The organism is Tsukamurella sp. 1534 (genome assembly GCF_000312385.1).
In the GTDB taxonomy this organism is placed as follows: domain Bacteria; phylum Actinomycetota; class Actinomycetes; order Mycobacteriales; family Mycobacteriaceae; genus Tsukamurella.
The window spans coordinates 570,767-587,632 of record NZ_HE997626.1 but is presented as its reverse complement, the minus strand read 5'-3'; the positions used below and the strand labels follow the sequence as shown (position 1 = coordinate 587,632).

Here is a 16,866-nt window from a genome sequence, read left to right as displayed (position 1 = left end):
ATGGGAGCCGTGTTCACGGAATTCGCCACGCACGACGTGCGTTTCCCGACGTCCAGGGATCTGGACGGGTCCGACGCGATGAACGTCGACCCCGACTACTCCGCGGCCTACCTGGTGCTGGGGACCGACGCGGGCGACGGGCTCGAGGGGCACGGCTTCGTGTTCACCATCGGCAGGGGCAACGACGTGCAGAGGGCCGCGATCGAGGCGCTCGCGCCGTACGTGCTCGGCCGCGCCGTCGACGCGGTCCTCGAGGACCTCGGCGGCATGTGGCGCGAACTGGTCTACGACGCGCAGTTGCGGTGGCTCGGCCCGGAGAAGGGCGTCATGCACATGGCGATCGGCGCGGTGATCAACGCCCTGTGGGACCTGCGGGCCAAACGCGCGGGCCTGCCGCTGTGGCAGCTCCTGGGCGAGCTGTCGCCGGAGGCCCTCGTGGATCTCGTGGACTTCCGCTACCTCACCGACGCCCTGACCCGCGACGAGGCGCTGGAACTGCTCCGCGCCTCGGTACCGGGCCGGGAGGAGCGCGCTGCGGCGCTGCGGGAGCGGGGCTACCCCGCGTACACCACCTCGCCGGGTTGGCTCGGCTACTCCGACGAGAAGCTGGTGCGCCTGGCCCGGGAGGCCGTCGCCGCCGGGTTCCGGCAGATCAAGCTCAAGGTGGGCGCCGACGTCGACGACGACGTGCGCCGATTCGCGCTCGCCCGCGCCGCCGTGGGCGAGGACGTCCGCATCGCCGTGGACGCGAACCAGCGGTGGGACGTCGCGGACGCGGTGGCGTCGATCGAGCGGCTGCGCGAGTTCGTCCCGTGGTGGGTCGAGGAGCCGACCGCACCCGACGACGTGCTCGCCCACGCCGCGATCCGGCGGGCCGTCTCGCCCGTGCGGATCGCCACCGGCGAGCACGCGCACAGCCGGGTGCTGTTCAAGCAGCTGCTGCAGGCGGAGGCCATCGACGTGCTGCAATTGGACTCGACCCGCGTGGCCGGCGTCAACGAGAACATCGCGATCCTGTTGCTGGCGGCCAAGTTCGGCGTGCCCGTCTGCCCGCACGCCGGCGGCGTGGGCCTGTGCGAGCTGGTGCAGCACCTGTCGATGTTCGACTATGTCGCGGTGTCCGCCACCGTCGCCGATCGCACCATCGAGTACGTCGACCACCTGCACGAGCATTTCCTCGACCCGGTGCGGATCGTCGACGGCGCGTACGCGGCCCCCGCGGCGCCGGGCTTCTCCGCGCAGATGCGGGACGAGTCCATCCTGCGGTACACCTTTCCGGGCGGGGCGGAATGGGCGGAGGGAGCGGCGTCATGACCACCGAGTTCGAGGGCTTCCGCGCCGTCGTGACCGGCGGCGGATCGGGCATCGGCCGGCGCACGGCCGAGGAACTGCTCGCCCGCGGCGCGGCGGTGGCGGTGCTCGACCTGGACCCGTCCACCGCGCCGGACGGCGCACATCCGATCCGCTGCGACGTGGCGGACGACGACGCGGTCCGGTCCGCCGTGGCGGCAGCCGCGGCGCGCCTGGGCGGCATCGACGGCCTGGTCAACAACGCGGGCATCGGCGCCCAGGGCACCGTCGAGGACGGCGACCTGGACGAGTGGCGCACGGTGTTCGAGATCAACGTGCTCGGCATCGTCCGCGTGACGCGGGCCGCGCTCGGGCACCTGCGGGAGTCGAAGGCGGCCGCCGTCGTCAACACCTGCTCGATCGCCGCGACCGCGGGGCTCCCGCGGCGCGCGCTGTACAGCGCCTCCAAGGGGGCGGTGGAGTCGCTGACCCGCGCCATGGCGGCGGACCACGTGCGCGAGGGCATCCGGTTCAACTGCGTCAACCCCGGCACCGTCGACACCCCGTGGGTGCGCCGGCTGCTGGACGCGGCGACCGATCCCGAAGCCGAGGCCGAGGCCCTGCGCCGCCGGCAGCCCACGGGCCGGCTGGTGAGCGCCACCGAGGTGGCCGGGGCGATCTGCTACCTGCTCGGCCCCGCGGCCGCCGCCACCACCGGGACCTCGCTCGCCGTCGACGGCGGGATGAGCGGCCTGCGACTCCCGCCGCAGCGATGACCGAGCCGCAGCACGCCACGGGCCGTCCCCTCGGGCGCGGCGGACTGCGGGTGGGGCCGTTGGGATTCGGCGCCGCCGCGATCGGGAACCTGTTCAGCGAGGTCGACGACGCGCAGGCGACGGAGGCGGTGCGCGCCGCCCTCGGCGCGGGCCTGCGCTACTTCGACACCGCGCCGCACTACGGGCTCGGGCTGTCCGAGACGCGGCTCGGAGCGGCCCTGGGCCCCGAACGGGACGTGCTGGTGTCCACCAAAGTGGGGCGCGTACTGCGGCCCGCCGCAGGGGATCCGGGGCCCGACACCGAGGGCTTCGCGGTGACCGCCGGCGTGGAGCGGGTGTGGGACTTCAGCCGCGACGGCGTACTGCGTTCGATCGAGTCGAGCCTGGAGCGGTTGGGCCGGGACCGGATCGACGTGGTGTTCGTGCACGATCCGGACGACCACTTCGCCGAGGCGATGGACGGTGCGTTCCCCGCGCTCGACGAGTTGCGACGCCAGGGCGTGATCACCTCCTACGGCGCCGGGATGAACCAGTCGGCGATGCTCACCCGGTTCGTCCGGGAGACGGACCTCGACGTCGTGCTCGTCGCCGGCCGGTACACCGTGCTCGACCGCGGCGCCGCCGAGGACCTTCTGCCCGCGTGCGCGGAGCGCGACGTGTCCGTGGTCGCGGGCGGCGTGTTCAACTCGGGGATCAGCGCCTCGGCCGAACCCGGGCCCGGCGCGATGTACGACTACCGGCCCGCGACCCGGACGGAGATCGAGCGCGCGCGGCGGGCCGCGGGGATCTGCCGCGACCACGGCACCACGCTCCCGCACGCGGCGGTGCACTACCCACTGTGCGATCCCACGGTGAGCACCGTCCTGATCGGTATGCGCAGCGCGCAGGAAGTCGCCTCTGACCTGCAGCTTCTCCGAGAGGAGCCGCCTCGGGCGCTGTGGGACGACCTGGCAGCCGTGTTGTGACGCGCGGGGCGTCCGACCGTCGATATCATCGACGGATGTCGACAACCGAGGGGGCCGGGCGGGTGTCGCGTACCGACGACGCGATTCTCAAGCTCAAGGCGATGATCACTGACGGCGAGCTGCCGGCGGGGAGCCGTCTGCCCAACGAGGCCGACCTCGCCGAGCGGCTCGGACTCTCCCGCAACTCCCTGCGCGAGGCGATCCGGGCGCTCGCCATGCTGCGGATCCTGGACGTCAAGCAGGGCGACGGCACCTACGTCACCAGCCTCGAACCCACCCTGCTGCTGGACACCATGGGGTTCGTCGTGGACTTCCAGCAGGACGATTCGGTGCTGCACTTCTTCGAGGTGCGGCGCATCCTCGAGCCCTCGGCCACCGCGATGGCCGCCCGCAGGATCACCCCCGAGACGCTCGCGGTGCTCGAGGACACGCTCGCGCTCGGCGGGCCGGACGCGTCGGTGGAGACGCTGGTGGAACAGGACGTCCTGTTCCACCGGACCATCGCCGAGGCCTCGGGCAATCCGGTGCTCCGCGCGCTCATCGCCGGGCTCTCGGGCCCCACGCTGCGGGCGCGGATCTGGCGCGGCTACGACCAGTCGGGCGCGCGGGAACGCACCATCGCCGAGCACACGCAGATCTACGAGGCACTCGCCGCGGGCGAACCCGATGTGGCGGCGGCCTGCGCGACGGTGCACATCGCCGGCGTGGAATCGTTCATCCGGCACGCGATGGACGAGCGGGCGGCGGCGCCCGGGGAGTAGTCGTACGCTGGGGACATGACTCTGTTCCAGCGCGCGGCGAAGGTCTTCAACGCGGGATTCACGCCGCTCCTGTCCCTGCCCGTGGTCGGCCCCGCGCTCGGGAAGTCGATGGTCACCTTGAGCTACACCGGCCGCAAGTCCGGTAAGCGGTTCTCGTTGCCCGTCGCCTATCGGCGCAGCGGCGCCGACCGCGTGACCATCGCCGTCGCCCTGCCGGATCAGAAGCAGTGGTGGCGCAACTTCCTCGGCGAGGGCGCGCCCCTCACGCTGCACTTCCCCGACGGTGACCGCACCGGCCACGCCGTCGCCACCCGCTCCGACAGCGGCGTCACCCTCGCGGTCGACCTGGCCTAATCCAGCGCGGCCGCGGCGGCGTCGACCTTGGCGCGCAAGGCCTCTCGGATCTCGGGCGGATCGAGCACCGTCACCTCCGGGAGCGTGGCCCACAGCACCCACTCCGCCTGGTCGCGGTCCCGGAACACGGCGACGCCGGCACCGTCGGGCCCGGGCGGCGTGACCCGGGCGGCGAACATGGTGAGCTTGTCCCAGGCGTCGGGCGTCGCCCGGACGGTGACGGGCACCGTGGCCAGGGCGGTCCGGAAGGACGTGCGGGACTCCTCGAACTCGGCGGCGAGATCCACCTCCGCGGGCCGCTCCGCGGGATCGGAAAGCACTGTCACGGAGGAGAACCGGGAAGTGCGATAGGTTCGGCGATCGCCGTCGCGCAGCGCCAGGAGGTACCAGCGCTGACCGGCGTGCACGAGTCCCACCGGGTCCAGCAGTCGCTCCGCGGGGGCGCCGCCCCGGGCCGCGTACACCGCGCGCACGCGCAGGCCGTCGATCACCGCGTGCTGCAGGTCGCCGAGGAACGGCTCGGGTTCGGGGACCCGGGCGAAACCGTCGGGGCGCACGTGGATCCGCTGGGCTGCGGCGGCTGCCTCCCGACGGTGCGCCTCCGGCAGAGCCGCGGCCACCTTGCGCATGGCGCTGGCGAAGGCGGGGGAGACGGGCGCCCCGGCGAGCAGGGCCTTCGCCTCGTCGAGCGTCAGACCCGTGAGGTCCGTGCGGTACCCGGGCAGCAGGCGGATGCCGCCGCCGTGGCCGCGGTCGGTGTAGACGGGCACCCCGGCGGCGGACAGCGCCTCGACATCGCGCAACACGGTGCGAGTGGACACTTCGAGCTCGCCCGCGATCTGCGCGGCGGTCATGGAGCCGCGGTGCCGCAGCAGCATGAGCAGCGAGAGGAGGCGGTCGGCGCGCATGGGAGAACTCTCCCAGACCAATATGACAGGAGGTGTCATATTAGGCGGGTTGACTGCACTCATGACCGATACAGCAGCCCTCACCGACCCCCGTCCCGCCTACGCCGCCGCCACCGAGTGGATGCACTCGCTCCTCGCGAACGTCACCGACGAGCAGCTCGCCCTCCCCACCCCGTGCGACGAGTTCGACGTCCGCGCCCTCGCCGAGCACCTCATCGCCGTGGTGATGCGCGCCGAGGCGCTGGCCACCGTCGCCACCGTCGACGGCCAGCCGTTCCGCGCCGAGGAGTACGACGCCACCACCTACGCCCGTATCCGCGAGCGCGCGCTCGCCGCCTGGGCGGAGGCCCCGCTCGAGCGGGAGGTCGCGGTGCCGTGGGGCGTCGTGCCCGGCTTCGCGGCCCTGGGCATGTACGTCAACGAGACGCTCGTGCACGGCTGGGACCTCGCGGTCGCCACCGGCCAGGACGCGGAGTTCCCCGAGCCCGCCCTGCCCGAGGGCGTCCTCGCCGTGGTGAAGAAGGCCCTGCCGGCCGATTACCGCGGAGGGGAGGTGCCCTTCGGCCCCGTCGTGGAGCCGCGCGCCGAGGCCGGCCCCACCGAGCGCCTCGCCAATTGGAGCGGGCGGTCCGCGCAGGGCTGGGTCTGATGACGGCGAAGACCGTCGCGCTGTTCCATTCCGTGCTCGGCGTCCGCGAGGGCGTCCTCCTCGCCGCGGAGCGCCTCCGGGGCGCCGGGCACGCGGTGCGCGTGGTGGACCAGTACGCGGGCCGGGTGTTCGACGACTACGCCGAGGCGTCCGAATACGCGGAGGGCGTGGGCTATCCCGCACTCATGGCCTCGGCCCTGGAGGCCGTCGCCGACCTGCCCGACGGCTTCGTCGCCATGGGCTTCTCCAACGGCGGCGGCATGTCCACGTACGTGGCCTGCCATCGCCCGGTGGAGCGGGCGGTGCTCTGCTCGGGCGCGCTGCCGCTGGAGATGATCGGCCTCGACCGGTGGCCGGCGGGTGTGCCCGCGCAGCTGCACTACACCGTGGACGACCCGTTCCAGCGCCCCGGATCCGTGGCCTCGGTGATGGATTCCGTCAGCGCCGCGGGTGCGGTGAGCGAGTACCACCAGTATCCGGGCGCGGGGCACCTGTTCACGGACCCCTCCCTGCCCGCGGAGTTCGACGGTGCCGCCGCCGAAGTGTTCTGGGAGCGGGTGCTCGGCTTCGTCGGGCGTTGACGTGGAGTGCGGTTCAGGTCGTAGCGTCGGGACATGAGCATCGAACTGAACCACACCATCGTCGCGGCGGCGGACAACCTCGAGACCGCGCGTTTCCTCACGGAGATGCTCGGCCTCGAGGGCCCCGTCGCCGTGGCGGGCGGGCACTTCCAGCAGGTGAAACTCGCCAACGGCGTCGACCTCGACGTGATGACCGTGGCGCCGCCCATCCATCGCCAGCACTACGCGTTCCTCGTCTCGGAGCGGGAGTTCGACGAGATCTTCGGCCGGATCACCGACCGCGGCCTCGAGTTCTACGCCCACCCGGACGGCTCCGGGCGCGGGGAGATCAATCACAACTTCGGTGGCCGGGGCGTCTACTTCTTCTCGCCCGACGGACACGCCCTCGAGGCCCTCACCGTCGCCTGACCCGTCAGAAGGGCGGGGGTTCGGGTTCGGTGTTCGGGACGAATTCGACGCCCTGCTCCTCGGCCTGCTTACGTTGCCCTTCCAGCTCCTTCCGGAGGCGTTCTTCGGCGCGCTTCGTGGCCTTCTCGAGTCGGATGCGGCGGTTCTTGGTGCGTTCGTCGCGGCGTTGTTGGGCGCGGTGTTCGGCGTGGGTGTCGAAGGTCGGCGGTTCGGTCTGCTCTTCTGGTTCGGTGCGGGCAGGGGTGTCCCAGATGAGTTTCCCGAGGCCGGGGAGGATGTCCTGGGCGGCGCCGGGTGGGGTGAGCCAGATACCGCCGGCGGGGTGCCGCCATTCGACGGTGCCGTCGTCGAGCAGGTCGGAGAGCCATCCGGTTTCGGTTTTGATGCGGTGGTGGAATCCGCAGAGTGGTACCAGGTTCCCGGGGCCGTGTTTCCCGGCGACCGTCGTCCGGCCGCCGCGCGCAGGATTGCGGTGGTCGTATTCGGCGACGTGATCGGCCTGGCAACGGGTGGACGGCACGCTGCAGCCGGGGAACACCCACGTCGGGTACGTCAGCCGCATGATCAGCAGTTGGTATTGGGTGGGTGTGTAGCCGGAGGATCCGGTGATGTGGATCTCCCCGGTCGCGGGGTCGCGCTTACCCAATGTGCGGATGGTGGTGTCACAGTCGGCGATCAGGTCGTTCGCTTGCTCCACGGTCACCGGCCCGGAGATCCCGAGCTCGTCGCACACCACATACGCCCCTCCCGACGAGTCCGGAGGCGTCGACGCGCGCTGTGCACCCGAGTCGCCGGAGGCGATGTCCCCGGTTTCGTCTACGTCGTCCGCGGCGTTCGTGAGGTCCGCATCGTCCGAACGGTCTGCATTGTCTTCGTCGTTCGTGACGTCCGTGCCGTCCGCGTCGTCTGCCTCATCCGCGGTGTCTTCGGCGGCGGGTGGTTCGTCGAACAGGGTGATCGCGTCGTCGACCGCACCAGCAGTGGTGGCGGGCTGGGGTTCGGCCGCGGCGGGTTCCGGTGGGCGGAGGTCGGATTCGTTGAGGAGGATCAGTGCCAGGGCTTTCACTTCCGATGACACGGCAGCGGTGCGGGGTTTACGTTCCTTGAACCGGCAGGCATCGTCGGAACACTGGCAACCGAGAGTCTCGTAACCCTCGATCAACGCCGCATGCGCGGCGACCTGCCGCTCACCCGGCGTCCGCGGATCCTTCCGGCAGGTGGTCTTGAGCATGTCGGCGAGGAGGGCGGCGAAGCGGATGCCGTGTTCCTTGGACACCACCGCCTCGATATCGACCGTCCCATCGGCACGCGCGTGCATGTCGATGCCGAAGCGGGGCTTCTTCTCCGGGACCTGGGGGACGGCGTCGATGTCGATCCGCACCAGGATCTGCTTCGCCGCCTCCTCCACCGCCGCCGCGGTCACCGCCACATCGGGATCGGTGAGCGTTCCCGCGAGCCACGCGGCCATGCGGACGTCGAACTCATGGAGCACGCGGTCGTCGATGATCGCCGACGCGTACCGCAGGACGGCGTAGAGCTGTTGGTTCGTCACGATGCCGGTGGCGCAGACCGCGAATACGCGCGGCAACCGTTCGCGGAGGTCCAGTCCGCGGTGCACCGCCGCGGAGGCGCCGCCCCGCCCGACCTGCAGCACCGCACCCACCTCGGCGACCAGTTCGTCCCAGTCCCCGACGAACCGGCGATCGGACTCGGTGCGGCACCGTCGGGCATCGTCACGGACGGAGAACAGCTGCGAGAGCACTGCGTTCTTCCTCGCCTCCAACCTGTTCGCCTCGGCGAGCACCGAGCGCAGGTCGGCCAGCAGGGCGCCGGCGTCGAGGCCTGCGACGTCCCCGAACTCGGGCGGCAGCGGTCGGCGGACCGCTCTCCCGTGTTCGAATGCATCGCCTGTCTGGCTCATATATTCGATACTACTCCGCTCACGACGATATTGCTACAGCAACAAGTGGACTGATTCGCCTGGCTCCCACGGCGTTCGGCATCGCCGTCGTGCTCGGAGGCATGCGTGCGGCGCATGGCTGTTCGGAAACGAACCGCCCCCCGCGCCCCGTCGCCGCGCCTCGCCGTCGCGCCTCGCGATCGTGCCCGGGTCTCAGTCCTCGAACAGTGCGCGGATGTCCGACGCGGCGAGGCGGGCGTCGAAACCGCCCTCGCCGCCCATGACGGATTCGAACAGCGCGGCCTTGCGCTCCTTGAGCGCCATCACCTTGTCCTCGATCGTGTCCGCGGAGACGAGCCGGTAGACCATCACGCTGCGGGTCTGTCCGATGCGGTGCGCCCGGTCGATGGCCTGCGCCTCCGCGGCGGGGTTCCACCACGGGTCCAGGAGGAAGCAGTAGTCCGCCTGCACCAGGTTGAGGCCGAATCCGCCCGCCTTGAGCGAGATGAGGAACACCTGCACCTCGCCGGAGGTGAACCTCTCGATCGCGGCGGCCCGGTCCGTGGTGGAACCGTCTAGGTACGCGTACGCCACGCCCTCCTCGTCCAACCGCTCCGCGGCCTTCCGCAGGAACCCGGTGAACTGGCTGAACACCAGCACCGCGTGTTTCTCCTCCAGCAGCTCGTCGAGCTTCTCCGCGAGGTAGTCCAGCTTCGCCACGTCCTCGACGGCCAGGTCCTCGTCGACCAGCGACGGGTCCAGCGCCAGCCGGCGCAGCATCGTGAGCGACCGCAGGATCTCGAACCGGTTGCCCTCGAAATCGTCCAGCAGGCCCAGCAGTTTCGCGCGCTGGTCGGCCAGGATCCGGTCGTAGGTGTGCCGGTGCTCCTCCGAGAGCTCCACCTGTACCACGGATTCCGTCTTCTCCGGCAGGTCCTTCGCCACCAGGTCCTTGGTGCGGCGCAGCATGAACGGGCGTACCCGTCGTCGCAACCGGGCGAGCCGGTCGTCGTCGCCGCCGCGCTCGATCGGGCGCCGGTACTCCTCCGCGAACCAGGACCGGCCCGGGAACAGTCCGGGCACGGTGAGCGCGGTGAGGGCCCACAACTCCTCGAGGTGGTTCTCCATCGGCGTGCCGGTCACGGCCAGCGTGAACCGCCGGTCCAGCAGCGACACCGCGGCGAAAGCCTTGGAGCGCGGGTTCTTCACGAACTGCGCCTCGTCCAGGATCACGCCGGACCAGGACACCGTGGCGTACTCCTCGGCGTCCAAGCGGAGCAGCGTGTACGAGGTGAGCACGACGTCGGCGTCGCCGACCGCCGCGCCGATCGACGCTCCGGACTTCCGCGACGTCTCGGAGATCGTCGCGACCTTCAGGTGCGGCGCGAACCGGCGGCACTCCGCGGCCCAGTTGCTCACCACGGACGTCGGCGCCACCACGAGGAACGGGCCCGGCGCCGGGGCCTTCTCATGCGCCCTGCAGATCAGCGCGAGCGTCTGCAGCGTCTTGCCCAGGCCCATGTCGTCGGCCAGGATGCCGCCGAAGTCGTTGTCGTACAGGAACACCAGCCAGTCCAGGCCGTCGCGCTGATACGGCCGCAGCTCGGCGTCGAGGCTCGATGGGGGCTCCTGCCGCACCAGATCGCCCGCCGTGAGCGCCCCCACCCGGCGGGACCAGTCACCGTCGAACTCGGTGGCGTCCGCGAGCTCCGCCAGATCGTCCACCAGGCCCGCCTGGAACCGGCTGATCCGCAGGCTCCTATCCCCGCGATCCCCACCGCGCTCGCCCGCCTCGTCGCCGCGCGACCCCCGCCGCTGCCCGCGGGCGGGCAGGTCCCGCGCCTCGCCGATCAGCTCGCGCAGCCGGTCGAAGCGCTCCCCGTCCACCCGGGCGAGCACCCCGCCCGGGGTGAGGATGGTGTCGTGGCCCGCGGCGATCGCGGTGAACACGTCGCGGAAGGGCACCTCCTCGCCCTCCACCTCCACGGCGACCTCGAGGTCGAACCAGTCCATCGACGGAGATCCCGCGTCCTCGCCGCGCACCCGCACGGACACCGTCGCCGCGCTCTCGGCCCACCGGAACCCTGGATCGTCGGTCACCTCGACGACGATGCCCGGCACCGTCCGGAGCACGGGCGCCGCCTCGGCGAGCCACACGGCGGCCTCGGTGCCGCGGTAGAAGCCCTGCGAATGGTCCACGCTCACAGCGGCTTCCCGCAGCGCGGCCGCCATCGCCCGGGTGATCCGCTGCTGGCCGACCGCATCGGCGATACCGGCGGGCTCGGAACCGAGCGCGTAGTCGCGCGCCTCGCCGCCCACCGTGTAGCGCCATTTCCAGTCGACCTCGAGCTCGCCGGCCTCGGGGTAGTAGCGGGCGGTGCACACCAGCTCCGGGCCGGACACCTCGACCTCGCCCACCAGCTGCTCGGGATCGCGCACCGGCGCGACCGCTGACAGGTACGGCAGGTACTTCTCCCGCAGCTGCGGCATCGCCGCGGCGGGCACGTGCACCGGGGTGAAGCGTCGCATCGCCGTGGTGTGCGCGGGCGAGAGCGGCGGCTCCAGCGGCGCCAGCCGCAGCTCCTCGCCGTCCTGCTGGAACACGCCGATCGCGCGCTGCGCGCCCAGCAGCCCGCCGGTGAAGGGCCGCGGACCGTCGCCGAAGTCGATCTCCCGGTCCAACTCCACCCCGTCGCCCGACGGGTGCGCGACGAGCCCGAGCCGGGTGGCGGGGCCCAGGAGCACCCGCCCGCGCGGCTTCTTGGTGAGCAGCGGCACGCCCGCGTCGCGGACGGTGCGCAGCTGCTCCCACAGCAGCGGGGTGTCGATCATGCCCACGTCGGCCCACGCGTCCACGCCGTACAGCGACCACAGGACGAGCTGGGCGAGCGGCGCGAGAACCTCCCGCTGCGCCGGCGCAACCCGCGGCGCCGACGCGATGGTGCGCCACCGCACGTCGCCCGCGACCCAGCTGCCCTCCCGCATGCCGGGCGTGGCCAGGCGGACCTGCAGGCGCTGCCCGGTGGTCACGCCGCGCTCGTCGACGTCGAACTGGAGGGCCACCGGCAGCGTCGCGGACACGGCCCGCGGCTTCTCCGGCAGCAGGGAGTCGAGCTGGCGCTGCCACGGATCCGGCATCTCGACGGCGGAGTCCTCGATGTCCTCCGAGGTGAGCTCGAGCAGGAGCGCGGCGCCGTGCTTGCAGTTGAGCGCAACGGGGCAGGTGCAGATGCACCGCACCGGCCGCCACCGGGTGCCCACCTGCTCGATCCAGACCCGGGTGTCGTACTCGCGGGCGCCCGCGACGACGCCCGACACCAGCCGCTTCTCGTCGTCCCATTCGAGGTCGCCGACGAGGCCCGTCCCCACGTACTCGCCGGCCCGGCGCACCGTGGGTGCCCCGAAGAATCCGGTCAGGTCCTCGGGGGTGAACGAGGGCCCGCTGCTGGAAGTCGATCCGCTCATGGTCAAGCGGACAGTCTACCGCCGCCGAGCCGACGGTGCCCGGTTCTCCCCGCTCCCCGGGGCCGGCGCGATTCAATACACACGGGATGCGAGGGTTGCATCTCAGATTCCTAGGAGCGCGTCCCGCATCCCGTCGACCTGGGCGCGGAGCGCGTCCGCCACGGCCACCACCTCGCGTCGCCGGGCGGCCTCGGGGCGCACCACCATCCAGTACTCCAGCTCGACGGACACCTCGTCCGGCAGCACCCGCACGAGGTCGGCGTGGGTGTCGGCGAGGAAGCAGGGGAGCAGGCCGAGGCCGGCGCCGGCGCGGGTCGCCTCGACGTGCACCAGCACGTTGGTGGAGCTGAGCCGGTCCGACATCTGCGGCACCAGTTCGCGGGCCAGGTCCAGGTCGTCGACCGTGAGCATCGACTCGATGAAGTAGACCAGCGGCACGCCCGCCAGTTCCTCGCGCGCGCTGGGGGTCCCCGTCGCCGCGAGGAACGCGGTGCTGCCGTAGAGCCCGAGCCGGTACGGCCCCAGCAGGCGGGGTTGCACGCGGAACGTCGCCGGCCGGCCCACGACCACTTCGATGTCCACGCCGGAGCGGGTCGACGGTGCGCGCCGGGTCACCGTCAGCAGGTCGACCGACAGCCGCGGGTGCGCCGCGCCGAGCCGCGCGATCGCGGGCGCCACGACGCGCGCGGAGAATCCGTCGGTGGCCGCGACCCGCACCGTGCCGTGCAGATCGTCGTGGGTGTCGGCGCGGAGCGCGGCGAGGGTCTCCTCCACGGATTCGGCTGCGGCCAGGGCGGTGCGGCCGAGGTCGGTGGGCTCCCAGCCGCCGGGCGCGCGGGCCAACAGGGGACCGCCCAGGGCGCGTTCGAGCGCGGCCACCCGGCGGGACGCGGTGGTGTGGTTGATGCCCAGCAGGTCGGCCGCCGCCGTGTACCGGCCCGTGCGGGCCACGGCGAGCAGCGTCAGCAGCCCGTCGGCGCTCGCCTCAGAGGTGTGCATCGATGCAGATCCATTGCGCGTCGGTGATCATTGTGTCTGCGAATATAGCCATTCATACTCCCCTGAGGATGATGTGCGTCACAGTGGCACATCGAATGTGACCCGATGACCCGGGTCCCCAGCGAGGAGAAGTGATGGCCGACAAGGACCTCGGGAAGCCGACGGCGCTGCGCAAGATCGTCGCGGCGTCGATGGCCGGCACCGTCGTGGAGTGGTACGAGTTCTTCCTGTACGGCATCGCCGCCACGGTGGTGTTCAACAAGATCTTCTTCCCGCAGGGCGAGAGCGAGTACGACGCGATCATCGCGGCGTTCGTCACCTACGCGGTGGGCTTCGCGGCCCGGCCGATCGGCGGCATCGTGTTCGGGCACCTGGGCGACAGGATCGGGCGCAAGACGCTGCTGCAGGTGTCGATCCTGCTGATCGGCGTCGCGACCTTCCTCATGGGCTGCCTGCCCACGTTCGACCAGATCGGGTACTGGGCGCCGTTCCTGCTCGTCGTGCTCCGGTTCATCCAGGGCTTCGCGGTGGGCGGCGAATGGGGCGGCGCGGTGCTCCTCGTCGCCGAACAGTGCCCGGACCGCTCCCGTGGGTACTGGGCGTCCTGGCCCCAGGCCGGCGTGCCGGGCGGCAACCTGGCCGCCACCGTCGTGCTGCTGGTCCTGACGAACACTCTCTCCGATGCGGACTTCCTCAGCTGGGGCTGGCGGATCGCGTTCTGGCTGTCCGCGGTGATCGTGCTCGTGGGCTACTACATCCGCACGCAGGTCGACGAGTCGCCGCTGTTCGAGGAGGCGCGCGCCGAGGTCGAGCGCGAGAAGGAGATGTCCTACGGCGTCGTCGAGGTGATCAAGCGGTACCCGCGGGGCGTGCTCTCCGCCATGGGCCTCCGGTTCGGCGAGAACATCTTCTACTACCTGGTGGTGACCTTCTCGATCACCTACCTCAAGACCGTGGTGAAGATGAACACCGGCGACATCCTCAAGTGGCTGCTCATCGCGCACGCCGTGCACTTCGTGGTGATGCCGCTCGCGGGCGCGCTCACCGACCGGATCGGCCGCCGGCCCGTGTACTTCGCGGGCGCCGCGCTCGGCGCGACGTGGGGCTTCTTCGCCTTCGGGATGTTCGACACCGGAGAGCCGGCGATGGTGGTGCTCGCCGTGACGATCGGCCTGGTGTTCCACTCGCTCATGTACGCGCCGCAGCCGGCGATCATGGCCGAGTCCTTCCCCACCCGGATGCGCTACTCGGGGGTCTCGGTGGCCGCGCAGGTCACGTCCATCGCGGCCGGCTCGCTGGCCCCGATCATCGCGACCAACCTGCTCAAGGACTTCGGCGGCCCGACGCCGATCGCGATCTACCTCGCGATCGCCTGCGCGATCACCTTCGTCGCCGTCTTCTTCGTGCGGGAGACCAAGGGCATCGACCTCGCCACCGTCGACGACGAGGACCGCGCCATGCTCGACCTCGCCGCGCGGGACGCCGGGGCGAAGGCGTGAGGGAGCCCGTCCGGGCGATGGTCACGGGCGGGGCCGCGGGGATCGGCGCGGCCGTGGCCCGGCGGCTCGCGGCCGACGGTGCCGCGGTCACCGTCGTCGACCGGGACGGCGACGCGGCCGCCGTGGTCGCGCGGGAGATCGGCGGCACCGCCCTCGCGCTCGACCTCACCGACACCGCGGCGCTCACGGGGCTCGAGCTCGACGTGGACGTGCTCGTGAACAACGCGGGCGTGCAGCACGTCGCGCCGATCGACGAGTTCGACCCGCAGTGGTTCCGGCGGATCCTCACCCTCATGCTCGAGGCGCCGTTCCTGCTCACGCGCGCCGCCCTGCCCGGGATGTACGAGCGCGGCTTCGGCCGGATCGTGCACGTCTCCTCGGTGCACGGGTTGCGCGCCTCGAAGTACAAGGCCGCCTACGTGGCGGCGAAGCACGGCGTGGAGGGCCTGTCCAAGGTGACGGCGCTCGAGGGCGGCGACCGCGGCGTCACCAGCAACTGCGTCAACCCCGGGTACGTGCGCACCGCCCTGGTCGCCGAGCAGATCGCCGAGCAGGCCGCGGCGCACGGCATCTCCGAACAGCAGGTGACCGACGAGGTCTTCCTCGCCCGCCCCGCGATCAAGCGACTCATCGAACCCGCCGAGGTCGCCGGGTTGGTGGCGTGGCTGTGCGGGCCCGAGGCGGCGATGGTGACGGGCGCGTCGTACACGATGGACGGCGGCTGGACGGCGAACTGACCGGGGCCGATCCGATGTGAAGAACGCGCGCCCGCGTCGCGACGACCCGCCGGAGTTGGATCGCGGTTGTCCCAACGGTTACCGTACGTAGGACCTGTGACCAGGTATGACAGTGCCGTATTAGGGATTTGAATCAGTGGGTGTGGACCAGACCATGAGCGGAAGCGGCACCGAGCCGACGGGGGAGACCGCGCCGGAGAAGGTGACCGCACCGCCGGCCCCCGAGCGGGTCACCGGGCATCTCTACCAGCTCGACATCGTCCGCATCGTCACCTTCGCGGGCGTCATATTCGACCACTGCGTCTCCGGCACGACATTCCCGTTCAGCGTCGCCTCCAACGCGGTGCAGACGGTGTTCCACTACACCCGCAACGCGTTCTTCGCGCTCACCGGCTTCGTCCTCGTGTACCAGTACCGCGACCGGAAGCTGGACGCGATCGACTTCTGGCGCCGCAGATACAAGGCCGTCGGCCTGCCGTTCGTCGTGTGGACGGCCTTCTACTGGCTGTACCACATGTACATCATGTGGCCGCCGGCCTTCTCCAACGTCTGGCGGACCTTCGAGACCTGGGAATCGACGAAGGCCGCGTTCAAGGTCCTCGGGTACGACCTGCTCACCGGCGACGCCTGGTACCACCTGTACTTCGTGTTCGTGACGATGCAGGTGTACCTGATCTTCCCGCTCGTCCTGAAGTTCCTGCGCTGGACCTGGGGCTACCACCGCTACCTGCTCGCGGCCAGCTTCGTGTTCCACATGGGCCTGCTGCACTACATGTCCAACGTGCGGCCGGAGATGTTCAACTACGGCATCCTCGCCAAGCTGTGGAACCACCTGCCCGCCACGGTGCTGCCGTACCAGTTCTTCACCCTTCTCGGCTGTGTCGCGGCGATGCACCTCGAGGGCGTGCAGCGGTTCATGAAGCGCTACCGCTTCTACATCATCGGGCTCGCCGTCCCGGTGCTGGTGGCCACGCTGTTCTACTACTACCGGCTCACCGAGCTCGGGATGTTCCCGGTCACCGCGTCCAACGTGTTCAAGCCGTACGCGGCGGCGATGTTCATCATGATCATCCTGAGCCTCTACGCGGCGGGCACGTACTGGTCGGATCACCGGACCCCCGGCTCCTTCTGGGACAAGTTCCTCAAGACGGCGTCCGACCGCTCCTTCGGCATCTTCCTGGTGCACGGCTTCGCGCTGCAGGAGCTGGCGCCCACGATCCAGCGCTTCCGCCTGGAGGTGTACGCGCCGATCGTCACCGTGATCACCTTCATCGTCACGGTGTTCCTCACCGTCGGGATCTCCGAGGTGCTGCGCCGCACCCCGGTGAGCCTCTACACCACGGGCCGCAAGATGATCCCGATGGCGAAGCAGAACCTGCGCAACACGCTGCTCATCGGCGGCGCGATGGTGGTCGCCGGCGCGATCGCGTTCTGGCCGCTCGCCGTCCCGGCCGGCGCCACGGCGATGATCTTCGGCGCGTTCCTGCTGCTGTGGCAGCCGCTCGGGCTCACGGTGTTCGCGGGCCCCGCCGGTGCCCGCCCGAAGGAGCCGGCGAAGGCCTGACGGGCCCGCG

15 protein-coding genes are annotated in these 16,866 nt (G+C 71.1%); 11 read left to right on the top strand and 4 right to left on the bottom strand.

Translation table 11 applies throughout. The features are described from left to right. The 5 genes from BN39_RS02940 to BN39_RS02920 are packed head-to-tail and all read left to right on the top strand — an operon-like array spanning position 1 to position 4,146. Positions 1-1,314, top strand: coding sequence for an enolase C-terminal domain-like protein (locus BN39_RS02940; protein ID WP_019200863.1), 1,314 nt, complete (start codon positions 1-3; stop codon positions 1,312-1,314). Then, on the top strand, positions 1,311-2,066 hold the full coding sequence (locus BN39_RS02935; RefSeq protein WP_019200862.1) for an SDR family NAD(P)-dependent oxidoreductase: 756 nt from the start codon (positions 1,311-1,313) through the stop codon (positions 2,064-2,066). The genes BN39_RS02940 and BN39_RS02935 overlap by 4 nt, the downstream gene beginning before the upstream one ends. Beyond that, on the top strand, positions 2,063-3,031 hold the full coding sequence (locus BN39_RS02930) for an aldo/keto reductase (RefSeq protein WP_019200861.1): 969 nt from the start codon (positions 2,063-2,065) through the stop codon (positions 3,029-3,031). The genes BN39_RS02935 and BN39_RS02930 overlap by 4 nt, the downstream gene beginning before the upstream one ends. Before the next feature lie 35 nt (positions 3,032-3,066). Beyond that, positions 3,067-3,792 (top strand): FadR/GntR family transcriptional regulator, encoded by a 726-nt coding sequence (locus tag BN39_RS02925; protein ID WP_019200860.1) that lies wholly within the window; start codon positions 3,067-3,069, stop codon positions 3,790-3,792. A gap of 15 nt (positions 3,793-3,807) precedes the next feature. Beyond that, on the top strand, positions 3,808-4,146 hold the full coding sequence (locus tag BN39_RS02920; protein ID WP_019200859.1) for a hypothetical protein: 339 nt from the start codon (positions 3,808-3,810) through the stop codon (positions 4,144-4,146). On the opposite strand, the gene BN39_RS02915 is transcribed toward BN39_RS02920, so the two are convergent. After that, on the bottom strand, positions 4,143-5,054 hold the full coding sequence (locus BN39_RS02915) for a YafY family protein (RefSeq protein WP_019200858.1): 912 nt from the start codon (positions 5,052-5,054) through the stop codon (positions 4,143-4,145). The two genes, BN39_RS02920 and BN39_RS02915, sit on opposite strands and share 4 nt — an antisense overlap. A gap of 61 nt (positions 5,055-5,115) precedes the next feature. Here BN39_RS02915 and BN39_RS02910 point away from each other — a divergent pair, with 61 nt between their 5' ends. From BN39_RS02910 to BN39_RS02900, 3 genes are read left to right on the top strand one after another with little or no spacing between them, the layout of a single operon-like run. After that, complete coding sequence (locus BN39_RS02910) at positions 5,116-5,703, top strand: TIGR03086 family metal-binding protein (RefSeq protein WP_019200857.1); 588 nt, start codon at positions 5,116-5,118, stop codon at positions 5,701-5,703. Next, positions 5,703-6,284, top strand: coding sequence for a dienelactone hydrolase family protein (locus BN39_RS02905; RefSeq protein ID WP_019200856.1), 582 nt, complete (start codon positions 5,703-5,705; stop codon positions 6,282-6,284). The genes BN39_RS02910 and BN39_RS02905 overlap by 1 nt, the downstream gene beginning before the upstream one ends. A gap of 33 nt (positions 6,285-6,317) precedes the next feature. Continuing rightward, a complete protein-coding gene (locus BN39_RS02900) occupies positions 6,318-6,692 on the top strand; it encodes a VOC family protein (RefSeq protein WP_019200855.1) in 375 nt (124 codons plus the stop codon). Between the two features lie 4 nt (positions 6,693-6,696). On the opposite strand, the gene BN39_RS02895 is transcribed toward BN39_RS02900, so the two are convergent. From BN39_RS02895 to BN39_RS02885, 3 genes are all read right to left on the bottom strand, one after another. Next, positions 6,697-8,613 carry a DUF222 domain-containing protein gene (locus tag BN39_RS02895; protein WP_019200854.1) on the bottom strand — a complete coding sequence of 639 codons (1,917 nt, stop codon included), beginning with the start codon at positions 8,611-8,613 and terminating at the stop codon, positions 6,697-6,699. 192 nt (positions 8,614-8,805) lie between these two features. Further along, positions 8,806-12,057 (bottom strand): DEAD/DEAH box helicase, encoded by a 3,252-nt coding sequence (locus BN39_RS02890; RefSeq protein ID WP_019200853.1) that lies wholly within the window; start codon positions 12,055-12,057, stop codon positions 8,806-8,808. A gap of 102 nt (positions 12,058-12,159) precedes the next feature. Beyond that, positions 12,160-13,056: a LysR family transcriptional regulator gene (locus tag BN39_RS02885; protein WP_019200852.1), complete on the bottom strand. Its 897-nt coding sequence runs from the start codon at positions 13,054-13,056 to the stop codon at positions 12,160-12,162. A gap of 134 nt (positions 13,057-13,190) precedes the next feature. Between BN39_RS02885 and BN39_RS02880 the strand changes: the two genes are divergently transcribed. The 3 genes from BN39_RS02880 to BN39_RS02870 all read left to right on the top strand — a co-directional run bounded on the left by BN39_RS02880 (position 13,191) and on the right by BN39_RS02870 (position 16,856). Continuing rightward, complete coding sequence (locus tag BN39_RS02880) at positions 13,191-14,555, top strand: MFS transporter (protein ID WP_019200851.1); 1,365 nt, start codon at positions 13,191-13,193, stop codon at positions 14,553-14,555. Between the two features lie 17 nt (positions 14,556-14,572). Further along, positions 14,573-15,292: an SDR family oxidoreductase gene (locus tag BN39_RS02875; RefSeq protein ID WP_019200850.1), complete on the top strand. Its 720-nt coding sequence runs from the start codon at positions 14,573-14,575 to the stop codon at positions 15,290-15,292. Positions 15,293-15,434: 142 nt separating this feature from the next. After that, the gene (locus tag BN39_RS02870) at positions 15,435-16,856 is read left to right on the top strand and encodes an acyltransferase (protein ID WP_148281399.1); all 1,422 of its coding nucleotides are present in this window, start codon (positions 15,435-15,437) and stop codon (positions 16,854-16,856) included. The last annotated feature ends 10 nt before the right edge of the window (positions 16,857-16,866 follow it).